Raw genomic sequence first — 17,255 nt, forward strand, 5'->3', positions numbered from 1 at the left:
CAGCTACTCCGAATTTGAATGGTCGAGAAAATATTGGCGGGCCTCAGCGGACGACAGTCCGTCCAGCCTTTCGAGCGACGCCCAGACTTCGGCACCGAGGCGCAGCACATAGTCGCGTTTGGCGGGGAAGCGCTCCGCCTGCCAGGTGGCGATGTTGACGATCAGCGCGAGACGAGCGCGGATCAGATCGAGGAGGATGCCTATTTCTTCCGCCTCAAGCGGCTGTACCGATTGATAGCCGGCGACAAAGCGCGCGGCGGCCGCAAGCGGATGGCCCTCAGCCGGCCAGCGGTAGACGGCGCCGATGGCGAGGTCGCAGATCAGCGGCGAATGGATCATGTCGCCGAAATCGAGGACGCCACTGACCAGCTCCGGCTGCGAGGCATCCATCACCACATTGTAGGAGTTCATGTCGTTGTGGACGATCTGGGCGCGCAGGCCGGGAATGACAGGCGCGGCATGCTGCTCGAACGCGTCAATCGCGCGCTCGACCATGGCCCGCCGCCGGGGGTCGGCGATGTGCACCATCATCGGGCGTGTCTTGGCGACCTTGCGGATGTCCCACAGCAGGTCGCTGCCCGCACCTGGATGGAAGAAGCCGCGCAGCGCCCGGGTCAAGCGGGCTTGAAATATGCCGAGATTGCGATCCTGCGCCTCGGATGCCGGCGCGCGCGAAAGCAGTTGGCCAGGGAGATAGGTCACCAGCCGGATGATGCGAGGCGCCGATCCGTCGACCGGCACAGCGAACTGCGCCTCTCCCCGCAGGCTTTTGTGCAAAGCGGGAACCGGCAAGGTTGGATCGACCAGGGCGATGTGTTCGAGCGCCTTGTTCTGGAAGTCGGTGAAGCCGGCTTCTTCCGCCGGATGCGAGATCTTCAGGACAAACTCGCCGTCGCTCTCGGTGCGGACATGGAAATTGTGGTCGCGTTCCCCGGGCAATGATTGGGCACTGCCGCCAAGGCCGTAATGCTGGCGCAGGATGGCGAGCGCATCGGCCGTCGACACATCAGGCGCATCCTCGGCCATCACCTCACCGAACGTGTCGTTCATAACATCGCTCATGGCAGATCTGACCCGACAGGCTCAAGGCCGCACCAGTCGGCGATGAACAGCGCAATGGTCTGGGTCACCTTGCGCACGGACTCGAGATCGACGGCCTCGTCATAGCCGTGCGGCATGCGGCAGATCGGGCCATAGACGATCGCTGGCGTGTCGGCATAGAGGCCGAAGAAGCGCGCATCGGTCGTCGCGGACGTGACATGCTCCTGCAACGGTTCGCCCCACACCGCGGTATGACTGCGCCGCAGCACGGCTTCCATGTCGTCGGCGCCTTCCAGCACATAGCCCTCGGCCATGAAGCCGTTGTAGGTCAGGCTTGGCGGGCGGTTGGCCAGGAATGGATCGGCGCGCGCCGCATCGGCAATGCAGGCTTCGATCTCGGCCCTGGCATCCTCCAGCTTCTGGCCGGGATAGGTGGCGACGCGCATTTCGAAGACACAGCGCGCCGGCACGCTCGATGTCCACTCGCCGCCTTCGATCTTGCCGAGGTTGAAGCGGATCGGATGGGGATGGTTGCAGAAATGCCTGTCGTCGACCTTGCGCGCGTTCCAGACGATTTCCAGCTGCTTGAGCGCCTGGATGATGACGAATGCCTTTTCGATGGCGTTGGCGCCAGCAGAGAAGGCGCCAGAGGCGTGTTGCGGATCACCGTCGACCTCGACGCGGAACCAGATCGGCCCGACTTGCGCCCGCATCAGCTTTGGTTCCAGCGGTTCGGGAATGAAGGCGGCATCGGCACGGTAGCCGCGCTGCAGGCAAGCCAGCGCACCATTGCCCGTGCACTCCTCCTCGACCACCGACTGCAGGAACACGTTCGCGGCCGGTTGGTAGCCAAGGCTGCGCAGAGCGGCCAGCGCGTAGAGGCAGGCCGACAGGCCGGCCTTCATGTCGCCGGCACCACGGCCATGCATCCAGCCATCCTCGATCACCGGATCGTAGGGATCGCGCACCCAGCGGTCGAGCGGTCCGGTCGGCACGACGTCGATATGACCATTGAGGATCAGCGAGCGGCCAGTCGCGTTTCGCGGCGTATGGGTGGCAACGACATTGAAGGCATCGTCATAGGACACCGCGACCGGTGAAAATCCCGGCAGATCGCGGATAGCGTCGACATCGACACGCCACATATCGACGGGGTAGCCATGGGCCTCATAGGCTGCGGCCATGAAGGATTGCGCCGAGTGTTCCTCGCCGCGCTGGGAGGGAAAGCGCACGAGGTCCGCCAGGAATACCAGCTGCCGGTCGAAGCCCTTATCGACCGCGCTGAGAATGGCCTCGTCCATAACCCGCTCAGGCATCATTTTTCACTTTCATTTGGATGGTGTATCATATCACATATGCCATTGGCATGAAATGCTAGAGCCAGTCGGCCCAAAAATCCCAACCAGCGGTAGGCCCACCCTTGTCAGGCCTGTCGTGGTGTTGGCATCAGCAGCAGCAAGCCGATACTGCTATGCCGGTTGAAGAGGTTACGTGTTGATCGACGAAGATACGATGCCCGCAGAAATCACCGATCTCAGCGTCGGCTACCGGCGTTTGCCGGCGGGCAAGCTCGCCAATGCGGTGACTTGGATGGAAGCGCGCGCGCCGGCACCTGGTCTGGCAAAGCCCTTGGCAATGACCCGGATCACAAAACCCGACTGCGCATCATACCGTGCGATCTTCCTTGAAATCGGCGCGCCGTGGCTGTGGGACCGCGTGTCCGAAATGTCCGACGCCGAGATCGCTGCTCATTTCGCCGATGCGAACAATCATCTCTACTACGGCCATGACGAAGCCGGGACCCATCTCGGCATGGTCGAATTCTCGGTCCTCGATGCCAACGAGATCGAGATTACCTATTTCGGCCTGTTCCCGTCCTTGACCGGCCGAGGTTTCGGCAAACGTCTGATGGCCGGGGCACTCGACACGGCGTGGAGGCTCGAGCCAACACGCATCTGGCTCCATACCAGCAGCTTCGACCATCACAGCGTCATCGCCTTCTACAGAGCCTGCGGATTTGAGCCCTTCGCGACCGGCTTTGAAATCGTCGATGACCCTCGGTTGAAGGGAACACTGCCGCGTGACGCCGCACCGCAGATTCCCCTGATCGAGATGGAATGGGCTCCACGACGCTAAATGAAAACGCCTTCGCAACCCGGCCAGACATCGCTTCACCACCGCCGGTGGGTGCGGCGCGAAAGCATTCTTGCGACGCTGGGCCGGCATGCCGACACCCGCATCGTGCTGTTCGCCGCGCCCGCCGGCTTCGGCAAATCGACGACGATGGCGCAATGGATGGCTGAGGTGGCACGCCTCGGCCGGCTGACGGCATGGCTGTCCTGCGAGGCGACGGACAACGACGAAGGCGCCTTCCTGTCGCATCTGGTCGGGGCGCTGCGCCATCTGGTGCAGAACCCGGCTGATCTTGACCTCGCCTTCCAGTCGAGCCCGATCCCGCAGCTCGATGTCGTGCTCGCCGCACTAGTGGCGGGTTTCGCCGCACGCGACGCCGACATCAGCCTGTTCTTCGACGACTACCACGCCATCGAAACACCAGCGGTGAAGCGCTTCATGGAACGGCTGACGCGGCAGGCGCCAGCCAATGTCGCCTTCGTTATCGGCTCGCGCAGCCTGCCGGACCTGCAACTCGGCAAGCTCAGGGTGCTTGGCGACGTCTTCGAGATCGGCCCAGACGATTTGCGCTTCGCTTCGTCGGAAGCCGAAGCCTTCTTCAACGAGAAGCTAGGCCTGAGCGTGAACAGCGGCGCCGTGGAAACCCTGTGTTCGCGCGCGGAGGGGTGGGCCGCCGGCTTGCAACTCGCCTCGCTGTCGCTCAGCGCGGCGCATGCGCCGGAAACCGTCATCGGCAATTTTACCGGCGCCAACCGCAACGTCGCCGACTTCCTGATGGGCGAAGTGTTCCTCGAATTGCCGCCCAACATCGCGAAGTTCCTGCTCTACAGCTCCATCTTCGAACGCTTCAGCGCCGAGGCCTGCCGGGCTGTGATGCGCGCGGCGGACGCCGAGGCGGCAATCACTGAAATCGAAACGCGCAACCTGTTCCTGGTGCCGCTCGATGAGGAGCGGCGCTGGTTCCGCTACCATCATCTGTTCCGTGACTTCCTCAGCCGCGAAATGGAACGGCGCGAGCCGGAGATGATCGCGCCACTACATCTGGCGGCTTCGGAATGGTTCGGCGAGCGCCGGATGCTGACCGAGGCCATCGGCCACGCGCTGGCCGCCGGCGACCAGGCCCGCGCGGCGGTGTTTGTCGAGAACAACGCGCTTGATCTCATCGCCCAGTGCCAGCTTCTTTACGTGCGCCAGCTGCTGGCGCTGCTGCCCAAGAAGCTGATCGACCAGCGCATCCGGCTGCAGCTCGTGGTGCTCTGGCTGGCCGTGCACAGCAGCCAGCCAGAGATTGCGACGCAGACGCTCGCCAATGCGCGCAAACTGATCGAGACCGGCCCGGTGGACGGCAAGGATCCTGGCACGCTGATTGGCACGACGATCGAGGCTGAGCTCGCGGTGCTCACTTCCGCCGTGCACAGCACGCTGGAGCAGTTTGAGGCGGCGCGCGACACCGCGCTTGTGGCGCTTCGCGTCATCGCGCCGGATGCCTGGTTCATGGAGGGCGCTACCGCCAATGTCATTGGCTACAATCTCTACGCGCTTGGCGATCTCGAAGGCGCGCGTGCGGCCATAGACGCGGCGCGCAAGGCGCATGAGCGGAGCGGCAGCTTGCTCGGCCTGACCATCGCCAACTGCTACATGGCCATTGTCGAACGCTCGGCCGGCCGCTTGCCAGCCGCCGAACGATTGCTGCGCAATGCGATCATCGAGGCGAGAGCCCGGATTGGAGCGAATTCCTATGCCGAGGCGCTGGCCGGCACGTTGCTCGCCGAGCTTGCCTACGAGACCAATTCATCCGGCGAGGCGCTGACGCTGGTCGAGAATCTCGGGCCGCTGATCGAAGGAGCGGCAGTCATCGTCTATCCCCTGGCCAGCGTGCCGACTTATGCCCGCGTCCTGCAATTGACCGGCCGCTCCGCGATGGCGCTGGAAATGCTCGACCGGGTCTACCAGCGCGTGCGCGGCACGGTTTACCGCCGCCTGGCGTCGATGATCATGCATGACCGCGTGCGGGTCCTGCTCGACCAGAGCCGCAATGCCGAGGCGCGCGCGCTGTTGACGGAGCATCGCGGCGACGCGGAGGCCTCGATCGCCATTACCACCGCCAACGAATTCGAGTTCTTTGCCGAAGGCCGCGTGCTGACCGCCGAGAAATCCCATGCCGACGCAGCCCGGGTCTTCGACGCGCTTCTGGACCGGACGAAGAGCGGCGGCCGTATCCGCCGCCACATCCTGGCGCTGATCCTGCGTGCCAAGGCAGCCAATGCCGGCCATGATACACGCGAAGCCGACCGCATCCTGCTCGACGCGCTGCGGCTCGCGCAGCCCTCGGGCTTCATCCGTTCGTTCGTCGATGAGGGACGGCCTGTTGTCGAGGGATTGATGCGGCTGCGCGCGGCCCAGGCAAAGGCCGACCCGGCGCTGTCGGCCTACGCCACCCGCATCATCGATGCAGCGCAGACGATGCCAGTCAGCGCACGCAAGCAGGCGGTGACGGCGGTGGATAAGGAACAACTCACTCAACGCGAAATGGAACTGTTGCGCTGCCTGACGGAAGGCATGTCCAACCGCGATATCGCCTTCGCCCTGTCGGTGAGTGAAACCACGGTGAAATGGCACCTGAAGAACATCTTTGGCAAACTGGCGGTGACCAACCGCGTTCAGGCGGTTCGTGCCGCGCAGGCCGTCGAAAGCTGGCCTCCCCCTCCGAAAGGAGGGGCATAGACATCAGCCATAACCATCCTTTCGGGTCGGGCGCAGCGGGCGCCGGCCTGCTAGCGTCTACTCGTTTGGAGGACGCTGCGAATGGCGACAGGTTACGTTTTTCACGAACAGCTGATGTGGCATGACACCGGCTCCAGCGCCGATATGATGCCTCCCGGCCGTTTTGTGGAACCTGGCCGGCATCTGGAATCTCCCGGCTCGAAGCGCCGGCTGAACAACCTCATCCAGGTCAGCGGGCTGTCGCGCCATCTGGTGCCGATCATTGCCGAACCGGTTTCCGTCGAAGACCTGCTGCGCGTACACACACGCCGCCATGTCGAAGATATCAGGATGCTCAGCGAACGTGGCTCAGGCTTTGCCGGACCGCAGGCGCCAATCGGCCTTAACAGTTTCGACATTGCGCTTTTGTCCGCCGGCACGACCTATGCCGCCATGCGCGCGGTGCTGACCGGGCGGGTCGACAATGCCTATGCGCTGGCGCGGCCGCCGGGCCACCATGCCGAGCCGGACCAGGCACTGGGCAATTGTCTGTTTTCCAATATCGGCGTCTCCGTGCGCAGGCTGCAGCATGAAGGCCTGCTTGGCCGTGCCGCCATCGTCGACTGGGACGTGCATCATGGCAACGGCACCGAGACCGTGTTCTATTCCGACCCGTCGGTGCTGACGATTTCCGTGCACCAGGACAACCTCTATCCGACCGGGCGCGGCGCGCTCGCCGACAACGGCAAGGGTCCGGGTGAAGGCTACAATGTCAACATCCCGCTGCCGGCCGGCAGCGGCACCGGCGCCTATGAATCGGCCTTCGACCGCGTCATCGCGCCGGCGCTGCGCGCCTTCAAGCCGGATCTCGTAATCGTCGCCTCCGGCTTCGACGCATCAGGCTTCGATCCGCTTGGCCGGATGATGCTCAACAGCGAATGTTTCCGGCGGCTTGCCGCGCGCATGGTGGCGCTTGCCGCCGAGACCTCGAAAGGACGCCTGATGATGAGCCATGAAGGCGGCTATTCCGAAGGCTATGTGCCGTTCTGCGGCCACGCCGTCATCGAGACCCTGGCCAATCACCGCACCGAGGTGGTCGATCCCCTGTCGGAGCATATCGACGAATGGGCCGGGCAGGATCTGCAGCCGCATCAGGCTGCGGTGATCGACGCCGCCGAGGGGCTGCTTGCCGGGCTGCGCCAACGCCTCGCCAGCGCGGCCTAGACGCGATGGATTTCGCCGTCACCACACTCCTCAACGCGCTGACACTGATCAGCATCCTGATGCTGGTCGGGCTAGGGCTGGCGATCAGCTTCGGCCTGATGAATGTCACCAACTTGGCGCATGGCGAATTCGTCACCGTCGGCGCCTTTGCAGTCTATTTCGTCCAGAGCATGGGCGGTTCCTTCTGGCTTGGGCTGGCCGCCGCCCCCATCGCCGGAGCCGTGGTTGGCTGCATCCTGGAATTCGCCATCATCCGTCATCTCTATTCGCGGCCGGTCTCGACCGTGCTTGCCACCTGGGGCGTCAGCCTCATCCTGCAGCAAGGGCTGGAACTCGCCTTCGGTCTCGGCGCCAAGCCGGTGACGCCGCCGGTCGAAGGCACGTTCGACCTGATCTTCACCGTCTATCCGGCCTACCGGCTGATCCTGATCGGCATCGCCATGCTGACCTTGCTCGGCGTCATCCTGCTGATCAGCCGGACATCCTTCGGCCTAGATATCCGCACCGTCATCCAGAACCGCGAGATGGCCGAAGGCGTCGGCATCAACACGCGGCGCACCTACGCGATCGCCTTCACCTTCGGTGCGGCAATCGCCGGCCTCGCCGGCGGGCTGGTCGCGCCGCTGGCGATCGTGCTGCCGCAGATGGGGGTGAATTACCTCGCCAACGCCTTCTTCGTCGTCATCGTCGGCGGTGTCGGCTCGATCGGCGGTCTCGTTGCCGGCAGCGTCTTCGTCGGCGGGCTGACCAGTGTACTCAACTACCAGATATCGCCATCGCTAGCACAAGCCATCGTGCTGCTCGCGGCAATCGTAGCGGTACGGCTGCGGCCCAACGGCCTGTTCAACGGAGCATCGCGATGATCGCCCGTGACCGCAACTGGCTGGTGATCTTCGCTGTCTGCGTGGCACTCGCCATCGTCTACCCCCTCTTTGCCGACGGCTACAAGCTGACGGTCATCCGTGATGCGTTGATCTTCGGCCTGTTCGCGGCGAGCCTCGATTTCTTCTGGGGCCGCACCGGCATCCTGTGCTTCGGCCACGCCGCCTTTTTCGGCATTGGCGGCTACATCATGGCGCTGGTCACGCTCAACGACGCCATTCCTTTCGGCAGCCTGCTTGGCATCGCCGGCGCGGTTACCGGTGCGGCTTTCGTCGCCGCCATCATCGGCTACTTCCTGTTCTTCGGCGGTATTCGCGGCAGCTATTTCACCATCGTCACGCTGGCCATGGGCGTCATCTGCCAGCAGGCAGCGGTATCCTGGAGTTCGGTCACCGGCGGCGACTCGGGCCTGATCGGCATCCCGCCGATCGCGTTCGATATTGGTGGAGTGCATGTCGATCTCAGCCAGGACTTGCCCAGCTACATCTTCGTCGCGGCCATCGTCGCCGTGGTCGTACTGGCGCTCTGGTCGATCAGCCGTGGCCGCTGGGGCATGGTGCTGACCGCTATCCAGGACAATGAAATCAGGGCCGCTGCGCTCGGCCACAACGCGCCTTTGCGGCTGCTCGTCACCTTCATCCTTTCGGCAGCGATCGCCGGACTTGCCGGTGCGCTCTATGTCTGCATGGCAGGCCTGGTGGCGCCGGATCTTTCGGGACTGCTTCTGTCGACCGAGGTCATCGTCTGGGTGGCCGTCGGCGGACGCGGCACGCTGCTTGGACCGGTGCTTGGCGCCATCTTCATCCAGCGTGCCCAGCAGACGATCAGCAGCTTCAATCCGAGCCTGTGGCCGCTGCTGCTCGGCTGCGTCTTCGTCGTCATCGTCTTCGTTTTGCCGGACGGCATCCTGTCGATCTATGCGCGTTTGAAAAGCCTTTTCACGAGCCGGAGGCGCGCACGATGAGCGACGTCCTGCTCAAGGCCGAGAATGTCGGCATCCGCTTTGGCGGGCTGCAGGCATTGGAGGCGCTCAATCTCACAGTGCACGACAAGGAGCTCTGCTGCATCATCGGGCCGAACGGCGCGGGCAAGAGCACGTTCCTCAACGTGCTGACCGGCACCCTGCGCCCAACCAGCGGCAGCGTGCGCTTCCTCGGCCACGACATAGCCGGCCTGCCGCTACACCGGATCGCCCGGCTCGGCATCGCCCGCAAATTCCAGATCCCGTCGATCTTTCCCAGCCTGTCGGTGGAAGACAATCTGAAGGTCGCGAGATGGGGCGTGCCGTCGCCGGTTCGTCCAGTCGGCGAGCTGATGGAGCTGGTCGCGCTGACCAATCGGGCAGCCACGCTGGCCGGTGAACTGGCGCATGGCCAGAAGCAGTGGCTGGAGATCGGCATGGCGCTAGCGATCGAGCCGCGCCTGCTGCTGCTCGATGAGCCCACCGCCGGCATGACGCCACAGGAGACGCTGGCGACAGCCGAGATGCTGCTGCGGCTCAAGGGCGAGTTCTCCATCGTTGCGGTCGAACACGATATCCGTTTTGTGCGGGCGCTGAATTGCGAGACGCTGGTGCTGCACCAGGGGCGCCGGCTGCGCAGCGGTCCTTTCCACGAGATCGAGACCGACGAAATGGTCCGCGATGTCTATCTGGGGAGGCGTTGAGCATGCTGCGGACGATCGCTGTCTCGGCCGGCTATGGCCTGCTCCCGGTATTGAACGGCATCGACCTCAGCGTCGCTGCGGGCGAAGTCGTCGGCCTGCTCGGCCGCAACGGCGCCGGCAAGACGACACTGCTGCGCGTCATTGCCGGGGCCTTGCGGGCGAGCGGCGGTGCCGTGGTTCTGGGCGACCAGGACCTTACGCATGCTCCGGCTTTTCGCCGCGCGCGCGCCGGCATCGCGCATGTGCCGCAAGGACGCGGCATCTTCAACCAGCTGACCGTGCGGCAGAACCTGGAAGTCGGCACACGCGCCGCTCGGGATCGCGGCGACGGCAGCATTCCGGCTGATATTTTCGGCTATTTCCCGATCCTGCGCGAACGAGAAGCGCAGGTTGCCGGCACACTGTCCGGCGGCCAGCAGCAGATGCTGGCGATCGGTCGAGCGCTTTGCGGGCACCCATCGGTGCTGTTGCTCGACGAGCCCTCGGAAGGCATCCAGCCGAACATCGTGCAGTCGATCGCCGAACTGGTGCCGCGCATCGCCCGCGAACGCGGCATCGCGATCGTTCTGGTCGAACAAAATCTCGATCTCGTTCTCAAGGCGGCGGACCGCTGCCTGGTGATGGAGAAGGGCAGGATCGTGCATGAGGGCACGCCGGAGGCATTCGCCGACGAGAACCTGCTTAAGGACTTGCTGGCTTTGTAGGGCGTGCATGGGGCGCGCCCGGGATTGGAAGGGAACATAAAAATGATAAGCAGAAGAACTGTTTTGAAATCAGGCGGCGCAGCGGCCGCTTTCGCCATGGTTGGCGCACCGGGAATCCTGCGCGCCGCCGACACGGTCAAGATCGGCCTGTCGATCCCGATCACCGGCCTGCAGGCGATCCTCGGCGAGACGCTGCTCAACTGCTACAAGCTCGCCGCCGCCGAACTCAACGCCGCCAACGGCATTGGCGGACGCCAGGTCGAGCTGATCATCGAAGACAACCAGACCACGACCAAGGGCGCGATCGACAAGGCACGCAAGCTGATCAACGAAGACAAGGTCGACGCCATCATGGGCACGATCATTTCGCCTGAGCGCAGTGCTACGCTTTCAGTGACGTCGAAGGCCAAGAAACTGTTCTTCTATCCGACCAATTTCGAAGGCGGCGAATGCAATCGCTACTTCGTCGCCACCGGCCCGATTCCAATGCAGCAGGTCGACCCGATGATGCCGTGGGTGGCCGAGAACCTCGGCAAGACGGTCTACATCATGGCGTCCGACTATGCCTGGCCGCAGAAGATGACCGAGGCGATCGCGGCGGCCTATGAGAAGGCCGGCGGCAAGATCATCGGGGCCGACTATTATCCATTCGGCACCACCGATTTCGGTCCGGCCTTCCAGAAGATCAAGTCGCTGAAGCCCGACGTCGTCTGGTCGATGGTGGTCGGCAACGACGCCGTCACCCAGCTCAAGCAATACCGCAGCTTCGACATCAAGCAGCCGCTGATCGCGCCGCTCGACGAGGTGTTCAACAAGGACGCGCTGCCGGCCGGCGTCGCGGCGGGCACCTATGCGCCGCAGCCCTACTGGATGGCGCTCGACAACCCGGTCAACAAGAAGTTCATCGCGAGCTTCCGCGAAAAGTTCGGCCAGGAAAAGATGGTCAACGGCATCGGCGAGGCCGGCTATAACGGCCTGCATCTCTACGCGCTGGCTGCAGAGAAAGCCGGATCGCTGAAAGACGACGATGTGCTGGCAGCGTTGCCGACGATCGAGTTCGACGCGCCGCAGGGCAAGATCCGCGTCGACGCCAGCAACAACCACACGCTCTGCCATTCCTATGTCGGCAAGGCGGCAGCGGACGGCATCGGCTACGAGATCGTCAAGGATTTCGGCACAATCGCTCCGGTAACGCCCTACTGCAAACTCTAGGACTCTGGTTGCGCGGCCCGAGCTGCCACGACGAGGTGGCTTGGGCCGCGCGACACAAATCAAGCGCGCGGCGTGAACATGCGCCTGTGGCCGCGCTCGCAACGTCTCGCCCGCGCCGGGCAATCTACCGCCGTGCCGTCCTAGCAACCATTGCAACAATCGTTTCGAAAAGTTCCTCCTGCGCCTGGATGGGCGTGATCTCGCCCGTCGCGGCGGCATAGGACAGTGCCTCGGCAGCGCCGAGCATTGCCCGCAGCCCAGCTGAAACGATCTCGCCGCCACTGGCAAATGGGGCAAGCACGATCCGGCACCTCTCCATGAATGCCAGCTCATAGTCGCGCTTGAGTTTTTCGAGATCCGGCGAGCCGGCCAAGGCGGCGATGACACCCGGTATCTCCCGGCCCTGCTGAAGCACGCACTCGACATAGGACGATGCGATGACCATGGCCTTGCTGGCCAAGGTCGAATCGCTCGCCTGAAGCGCTGCGTCCATCAGGGCATTCTGGCGCGCGTCGAATTCCTGATAGAGCGCCAGGAGCAGTGCGCCGCGCGTCGGGAAATGGTCGTAGACGACCGGTTTCGTGATGGCGGCCTGCTCTGCAAGCCGTCCGAGCGTCAGGGCTTCCGTGCCCTCCTCCCGTACCACGCGCCATGCGACGTCGAGAAGCTGGCGATGCCGGTCGCCCCGCAACAAGCGGCGGCGTGGCGGCGGATTGGCGGGCGGGTCCCTGAGCTTGGCGCTTGACATGCTTATATACCAAAAGTAACTTACGAAAAGTATATAAGCTTCGACCTCGACCCGCAATCATCCATCAGGAGTTTCAGCCATGCACGCGCTCGTCATTGTCACACATCCCGATACCCAGTCCCTCAACCACGGCGTCGCCGCTGAAATTTGCCGCGGAGTGATGCTGTCCTCGGGCAATTCGTTTGAGATCGCCGACCTCGCGGCCGAAGGCTTCGATCCACGGTTCACCGCCAATGACCTCGCCGTGCACCGCAGAGAGGCTTCGCCAAGCGCTGATGTCTTGGCAGAACAGGCGCGGATCGATCGTGCCGATGCGCTTGTGCTGGTCTATCCCGTTTACTGGTGGTCAATGCCGGGGCTTCTCAAGGGGTGGATCGACCGCGTCTTCACCAATGGCTGGGCCTATGACGAAGGTTCGGATGCCCGGCTCGTGAAACGGCTTCGTCATCTCAGAGTTCATCTGGTCGCCATCGGCGGTGCCAGCGAGCGTACCTATGCGCGCCACGGTTATTTCGGCGCGATGAAGACCCAGATCGAGCATGGCATCTTCGACTATTGCGGTGCGCCCGTGGTGACGTCGGAGCTGCTCAAAGCGCAAACGCATGATCCGGCCTCGCAACTGGACGCAGCGCGCGCAATCGGCCGCGATCTCTTCACTTCATCCACCCGGCGCGACGCGGCCGCGTGAAGGCCCGGCGCCGTAGCGAATTCAGGATCATCTCAGCCGCCTTTTCGGCGATCATGATGACCGGCGAGTTGGTGTTGCCCGACACGATGGTCGGCATGATCGAGGGGTCGACCACGCGCCGACAATGACCTAGTCGTCGACGAGAGGTGACGGTACTTCGCTCATGAGAGTGCCTGCCGCGCGGCGATGCGTTGCCAGATTGGTGTCATTGCCTGCTGGATCTCACCATACAGGCGATAGCGCTCCGCGTAAGCGGAAGCGAATGCCGGATTGGGCGCATAATGGCGTGTTGCCTCGGTCATCGCGGTGGCACCGGCATTGAAGTCGGCAAACAGCCCGACCCCGGTCGCTGCCGCGATCGCCGCGCCGAGCGCGCCGGTCTCGCGGCTGCGCGCCACGGTAATCGGAACACCCAGCACGTCGGCGAAAATCCGCGGCCAGATTTGGCTGCGCGAGCCACCGCCGGATAGCACCGCAGTGTCGAACCTGGCGCCCGCTTTGTGCAAGGTTTCGACGTGGCGCCTGTGTTCGAAGACCACGCCCTCGAACAGCGCGCGCAGCATGTGCGCCCGCGTATGCCAACCCGCCATGCCGTAGAAACCGGCGCGCGCGCTGCCGTTCTGCTGCGAGCCATAAAGGAACGGGTGATAGATCGGAATGTCCCCTTCCGGGTCCACCGAGGCGACGAGTTCGCTTGCCAGTTCAAACGGCGATTTGTCCGCTTCCCTTGTGTGTTCGAGAAACTCGCGAACGATCCATTCGAGATTGGCGGCCGACGTGGCGCTGGATTCGATCGCCAGGTAGCGCTCGCGATCAAAGGTCGAGAGCATAAAGATCGAGGGATCGCGGATCGGCTCGTCGGTGATGACCTGATTGATGCTCCATGTGCCAGCGATGATTGAGGCAGCACCGGTGCGGGTGACGCCGGAGCCGATGGCGCTGGCCACCACGTCGAACAGGCCGGCGATCACAGGTGTGCCGGCGCGCAGGCCGGTCAAGGCAGCGACCTCACTGGATATATGGCCGGCGATGTCAGCCGACTCCAGAACCGGCGGCAAGATCGCCATGCAGTCGCCAAGCCCGTAAGCATCCAGCAGATCCTGCTCATAACGCCTGCCCGGCATCTGCAAAAGGCCGCAGCCGGACATATCAGACGTGTCGGTGGAGCGCGCGCCGGTCAGCCGGTTGACGACGAAATCCTTGCACAGGAACACCGTGCCGATCCTGTTGAAAAGCGCCGGCGCGGAACGCTTGAGCCAAGCCAAAAGGGTTGGCGTCTGCGCCGCCCATGGCCGCTGCAGGCAATGCACATAAGTGCGGTCGCCGACATTCTGCCGCGCCCATTCATCGACAATGCCAACGCCGCGCGTGTCGAGCGACTGGATGCCGATCAGCGGCGCGCCATCGCGGCCGAGCGCATAGAGACCGTTGCCATGCCCGGCGCAACCGATGGCGACGATGTCGCCGGCGTTTATGCCTGCCTGGGCGATGCACTGGCCGATGACGTCGACGGCGTTGCGCCAGAGCTCGCCCAGATCGCGCTCGACATGGCCAGGCTTCGGCATGGAGGAGCGGCCATCGCGGGCGGCAAGCGCAAGCTCTCGCCCGGTCATGTCGAAGATGATCGCCTTGATGACGGTGTTGCCCGCATCAAGGCCAAGAATGTACTTACCCATTTGGCTCCTCCCGATGCCCCTCCCCAGGTCCTATTGCTGCTTGTACAGGTCAAAGGCCGTGGCGCCATCCGCATCGTCGTGGATGATCGCCATCAGCCCGCGCACCACTGCGCGCGGATTGGCGTGCTGGTAGATGTTGCGGCCATAAACCATTCCGAGCGCGCCCTGCGCCATCAGCGCCGCCGACTTGTCGAACACAGCGCGCAAATCCTCCTTGCCGCCGCCGCGCACCAGCACCGGGCAGCGCGCCGCCTCGACGACGCGATGGAAGTCATTCGGATTAGTGGTCGGATCGGCCTTGATGATGTCGGCGCCCATTTCACGGGCGAGCCGCGTCAGCGTCACGATCTTTTCGGCGTCGCCATCGACCATGTAGCCGCCATGCTCGGCGACCGGCAGCATGGCCAGCGGTTCGATCATCAGCGGCAGACCATACTTGTCGCAGTCGGCGCGCACACGGGCGATGTTCTGCACGCATTGCCGGAACAGGTCGGGCTCGTCAGGCAGCATGAACAGGTTGACGACGACACAGGCCGCATCCATCTCGATGGCGCCAAGCAATGGCTCAGCCTCGTTCTGCAGCACGGCCCACATCGCCCGGTGGCGTATCTTGTTGTAGGGATTGCCCATGTCGATGCGCATCACCAGCGCCGGCTTGTCCTTGCCGGGAACGGCCTGCAGCAGGTCGGCCTGGCCGTAATTCATCTGGATGGCGTCCGGACCGGCCTTGACCAGTTGCTCGACAACGCCGGCCATATCCTCGAGCCCGGCCAGGAAGCTCGGCTCGTTGCAGACGCCGTGGTCGATGGCGACGTCCAGGCAACGGCCACCGCCGAACAGCCGGTTCATGCGGACTTTCTTGTTCACGCGCATTGGGCGCTCCTTCTGTCATTGGTCTGGGAGGTATCTGAGAAACCGACACTGTGCTGGTGCTCCAGCAAGGCAAGGAAGGCCGAGCGCTCGGCTGCGGTCTGGGCGACGTCCCAGCCCCTGTGGGACACCAGCATGGCAAGCACCGTATCGATGAGGGCGAGGTTCAGGCCGCCTGTGATGGCGATGGTGGTGCGCCGCAGGAACAAGTCGGCGAGGCGCTCGACATGCTCATGTTCGATCATGAAGCGGAGTTCGCCCGCTGAGTAGTCTGATCGCGGAAGCATTTCGGCGGCGGCGATATGCGCGGCGCGATCTTCCGCCGAGGTGCCGTAGCGCTCAAACAGAACCCGCGCACGCTCAGTGCTCAAACCATGCTTCGCCGCCAGGCTTGCACACCATGTGTCCGGATCCGCCGGAAAATCGCGGCCGCCACCGATGGCAAGGTCCTCGGTCCCCGTCTTGCGGGTCAGGCCAAGCCGTTGCAGCACCATGTCGGCCGCCATCGCCCCGAACGAGCGAAAGGTCGTCCACTTACCGCCGATCATGCACAGCGTGGCTGGCAGATGCCCGGTGGGTTCGACAAATTCGCAGAAGTGATCGCGCGGGATGCGGCCGGTAAAGCTGTCGCTGCTGGCCGGTAGCGGGCGAACGCCGGAGAAGCGAAACACGATCTCGCTTGGCGCAATGGTGATCGACGGAAACACGAAGGCCAGCGACTGAAGGATATAGTTTCGCTCATCGTCCTCGCAGCGCACCTGATCCGGATCGTCGACACGGATATCGGTCGAGCCGATCAGCACCTTGCCGAGATACGGAAACAGGATGCAGATACGGCCGTCCTCGTTCTCGTAGTAGACCATATGGCCGCCAAGGGCGGCATGGAGCTCCGGGTTGTCGACGATCAGGTGTGAGCCCTTGGTGCCACCCATCATCCTAGGCACGGCCGCACCAATCGCCTTGTTGGTCAGGTCGATCCATCCGCCGGTTGCGTTGATGATCAATTGCGGGCGCAGCGGCAGCGCCTCGCCGGTCATTGTGTCGGTGAGGACAAGACCGGCTTCAGTAGACCCCACCGAGACGTAGTTCAGAGCCTGTGCCGATGCGCTGGCGTTCATGGCATCGAAAAGCATCTCCAGTCCCAGTCGTTCGGGCTGACTCACCCAGGCGTCATAGTAGGTGGCGGAGCTGCGGATTGTCGGATTGATCGCCGGCCAGGCCTCCAGGGTTTTCCTGCGGCCACGGAACCGGTGCGTCGGCATCAGCCGCCGCGCGGCGGTGAAGAGATCGTACATGATGAGCCCGGCCTTGATGACCAGCGCACCGCGCCGGCTCGGCCGACGAGAGAGGCCGAGAAATCGAACCGCGCCATTGGCGATGCCGGAAAAGATGTCGAAGATCGGCACCGTGGTCGGCAGCGGCGCCACGCAGTGCGGCGCGTTCTTCAGCAACCGGTCGCGCTCGGCCAGCGACTCGCGCACCAGCTTGAATTCGCCATTCTCGAGATAACGCAACCCGCCATGCACCATGCGCGACAGGGCGGCACTCGCACCGCTGCAATAGTCGCCCTTGTCTGCCAGCACGACGTCAACGCCCTGCAAGGCGAGCTCACGAAAAACGCTGATGCCGTTGATGCCGCCGCCAATCACAAGCACGGCAATATCGGGCCGCTCGCGCAGAGCGGCGAGTGTGTCGTTGCGATTCATTTT

The 17,255-nt window shown here is 63.7% G+C and carries 16 protein-coding genes; 10 read left to right on the top strand and 6 right to left on the bottom strand.

From position 1 onward, the window contains the following. Positions 1–3: 3 nt before the first annotated feature. Both GA829_RS28985 and GA829_RS28990 read right to left on the bottom strand, forming a co-directional pair. Positions 4–1,062 carry a phosphotransferase gene (locus GA829_RS28985; RefSeq protein WP_195175979.1) on the bottom strand — a complete coding sequence of 353 codons (1,059 nt, stop codon included), beginning with the start codon at positions 1,060–1,062 and terminating at the stop codon, positions 4–6. After that, positions 1,059–2,357 (bottom strand): ArgE/DapE family deacylase, encoded by a 1,299-nt coding sequence (locus GA829_RS28990; RefSeq protein WP_195179848.1) that lies wholly within the window; start codon positions 2,355–2,357, stop codon positions 1,059–1,061. The genes GA829_RS28985 and GA829_RS28990 overlap by 4 nt, the downstream gene beginning before the upstream one ends. 175 nt (positions 2,358–2,532) lie before the next feature. Here GA829_RS28990 and GA829_RS28995 point away from each other — a divergent pair, with 175 nt between their 5' ends. The 8 genes from GA829_RS28995 to GA829_RS29030 all read left to right on the top strand — a co-directional run bounded on the left by GA829_RS28995 (position 2,533) and on the right by GA829_RS29030 (position 11,564). Next, positions 2,533–3,177, top strand: a complete 645-nt coding sequence (locus GA829_RS28995) for a GNAT family N-acetyltransferase (RefSeq protein WP_258052003.1) — start codon at positions 2,533–2,535, stop codon at positions 3,175–3,177. Then, on the top strand, positions 3,178–5,898 hold the full coding sequence (locus tag GA829_RS29000) for a LuxR C-terminal-related transcriptional regulator (protein WP_195175980.1): 2,721 nt from the start codon (positions 3,178–3,180) through the stop codon (positions 5,896–5,898). 81 nt (positions 5,899–5,979) lie between these two features. After that, the gene (locus GA829_RS29005; RefSeq protein ID WP_195175981.1) at positions 5,980–7,101 is read left to right on the top strand and encodes a class II histone deacetylase; all 1,122 of its coding nucleotides are present in this window, start codon (positions 5,980–5,982) and stop codon (positions 7,099–7,101) included. Between the two features lie 5 nt (positions 7,102–7,106). Continuing rightward, positions 7,107–7,964 (top strand): urea ABC transporter permease subunit UrtB, encoded by an 858-nt coding sequence (urtB, locus tag GA829_RS29010; RefSeq protein WP_195175982.1) that lies wholly within the window; start codon positions 7,107–7,109, stop codon positions 7,962–7,964. Beyond that, positions 7,961–8,947 carry a branched-chain amino acid ABC transporter permease gene (locus GA829_RS29015; RefSeq protein ID WP_195175983.1) on the top strand — a complete coding sequence of 329 codons (987 nt, stop codon included), beginning with the start codon at positions 7,961–7,963 and terminating at the stop codon, positions 8,945–8,947. Before urtB ends, GA829_RS29015 begins: the two co-directional genes overlap by 4 nt. After that, on the top strand, positions 8,944–9,648 hold the full coding sequence (locus GA829_RS29020; RefSeq protein WP_195175984.1) for an ATP-binding cassette domain-containing protein: 705 nt from the start codon (positions 8,944–8,946) through the stop codon (positions 9,646–9,648). Before GA829_RS29015 ends, GA829_RS29020 begins: the two co-directional genes overlap by 4 nt. Before the next feature lie 2 nt (positions 9,649–9,650). Further along, the gene (locus tag GA829_RS29025) at positions 9,651–10,352 is read left to right on the top strand and encodes an ABC transporter ATP-binding protein (RefSeq protein WP_195175985.1); all 702 of its coding nucleotides are present in this window, start codon (positions 9,651–9,653) and stop codon (positions 10,350–10,352) included. Between the two features lie 42 nt (positions 10,353–10,394). Continuing rightward, complete coding sequence (locus GA829_RS29030) at positions 10,395–11,564, top strand: substrate-binding protein (RefSeq protein WP_195175986.1); 1,170 nt, start codon at positions 10,395–10,397, stop codon at positions 11,562–11,564. A 124-nt stretch (positions 11,565–11,688) separates the two neighbouring features. On the opposite strand, the gene GA829_RS29035 is transcribed toward GA829_RS29030, so the two are convergent. Continuing rightward, positions 11,689–12,312 (bottom strand): TetR/AcrR family transcriptional regulator, encoded by a 624-nt coding sequence (locus GA829_RS29035; RefSeq protein ID WP_195175987.1) that lies wholly within the window; start codon positions 12,310–12,312, stop codon positions 11,689–11,691. Between the two features lie 79 nt (positions 12,313–12,391). On the opposite strand from GA829_RS29035, the gene GA829_RS29040 reads away from it, so the two are divergent. Continuing rightward, a complete protein-coding gene (locus GA829_RS29040) occupies positions 12,392–13,000 on the top strand; it encodes an NAD(P)H-dependent oxidoreductase (RefSeq protein ID WP_195175988.1) in 609 nt (202 codons plus the stop codon). Next, complete coding sequence (locus GA829_RS37635) at positions 12,997–13,128, top strand: hypothetical protein (RefSeq protein WP_374940370.1); 132 nt, start codon at positions 12,997–12,999, stop codon at positions 13,126–13,128. Before GA829_RS29040 ends, GA829_RS37635 begins: the two co-directional genes overlap by 4 nt. 33 nt (positions 13,129–13,161) lie before the next feature. On the opposite strand, the gene GA829_RS29050 is transcribed toward GA829_RS37635, so the two are convergent. The 3 genes from GA829_RS29050 to GA829_RS29060 are packed head-to-tail and all read right to left on the bottom strand — an operon-like array spanning position 13,162 to position 17,252. Continuing rightward, on the bottom strand, positions 13,162–14,676 hold the full coding sequence (locus GA829_RS29050) for an FGGY-family carbohydrate kinase (protein ID WP_195175989.1): 1,515 nt from the start codon (positions 14,674–14,676) through the stop codon (positions 13,162–13,164). 30 nt (positions 14,677–14,706) lie between these two features. After that, positions 14,707–15,549 carry a class I fructose-bisphosphate aldolase gene (locus GA829_RS29055; protein WP_463671730.1) on the bottom strand — a complete coding sequence of 281 codons (843 nt, stop codon included), beginning with the start codon at positions 15,547–15,549 and terminating at the stop codon, positions 14,707–14,709. Further along, entirely contained in the window at positions 15,540–17,252 is a 1,713-nt protein-coding gene (locus GA829_RS29060; RefSeq protein ID WP_195175990.1) for a glycerol-3-phosphate dehydrogenase/oxidase, read from the bottom strand. The genes GA829_RS29055 and GA829_RS29060 overlap by 10 nt, the downstream gene beginning before the upstream one ends. Between the last annotated feature and the right edge of the window lie 3 nt (positions 17,253–17,255).

This window comes from Mesorhizobium sp. INR15 (genome assembly GCF_015500075.1).
Lineage (GTDB): Bacteria > Pseudomonadota > Alphaproteobacteria > Rhizobiales > Rhizobiaceae > Mesorhizobium.

Coding starts and splice junctions, on each gene's coding strand:
- GA829_RS28985 (WP_195175979.1), bottom strand. CDS start 1,062: ATGAGCGATGTTATGAACGACACGTTCGGTGAGGTGATGGCCGAGGAT.
- GA829_RS28990 (WP_195179848.1), bottom strand. CDS start 2,357: ATGCCTGAGCGGGTTATGGACGAGGCCATTCTCAGCGCGGTCGATAAG.
- GA829_RS29000 (WP_195175980.1), top strand. CDS start 3,178: ATGAAAACGCCTTCGCAACCCGGCCAGACATCGCTTCACCACCGCCGG.
- GA829_RS29005 (WP_195175981.1), top strand. CDS start 5,980: ATGGCGACAGGTTACGTTTTTCACGAACAGCTGATGTGGCATGACACC.
- urtB (WP_195175982.1), top strand. CDS start 7,107: ATGGATTTCGCCGTCACCACACTCCTCAACGCGCTGACACTGATCAGC.
- GA829_RS29015 (WP_195175983.1), top strand. CDS start 7,961: ATGATCGCCCGTGACCGCAACTGGCTGGTGATCTTCGCTGTCTGCGTG.
- GA829_RS29020 (WP_195175984.1), top strand. CDS start 8,944: ATGAGCGACGTCCTGCTCAAGGCCGAGAATGTCGGCATCCGCTTTGGC.
- GA829_RS29025 (WP_195175985.1), top strand. CDS start 9,651: ATGCTGCGGACGATCGCTGTCTCGGCCGGCTATGGCCTGCTCCCGGTA.
- GA829_RS29030 (WP_195175986.1), top strand. CDS start 10,395: ATGATAAGCAGAAGAACTGTTTTGAAATCAGGCGGCGCAGCGGCCGCT.
- GA829_RS29035 (WP_195175987.1), bottom strand. CDS start 12,312: ATGTCAAGCGCCAAGCTCAGGGACCCGCCCGCCAATCCGCCGCCACGC.
- GA829_RS29040 (WP_195175988.1), top strand. CDS start 12,392: ATGCACGCGCTCGTCATTGTCACACATCCCGATACCCAGTCCCTCAAC.
- GA829_RS29050 (WP_195175989.1), bottom strand. CDS start 14,676: ATGGGTAAGTACATTCTTGGCCTTGATGCGGGCAACACCGTCATCAAG.
- GA829_RS29055 (WP_463671730.1), bottom strand. CDS start 15,549: ATGCGCGTGAACAAGAAAGTCCGCATGAACCGGCTGTTCGGCGGTGGC.
- GA829_RS29060 (WP_195175990.1), bottom strand. CDS start 17,252: ATGAATCGCAACGACACACTCGCCGCTCTGCGCGAGCGGCCCGATATT.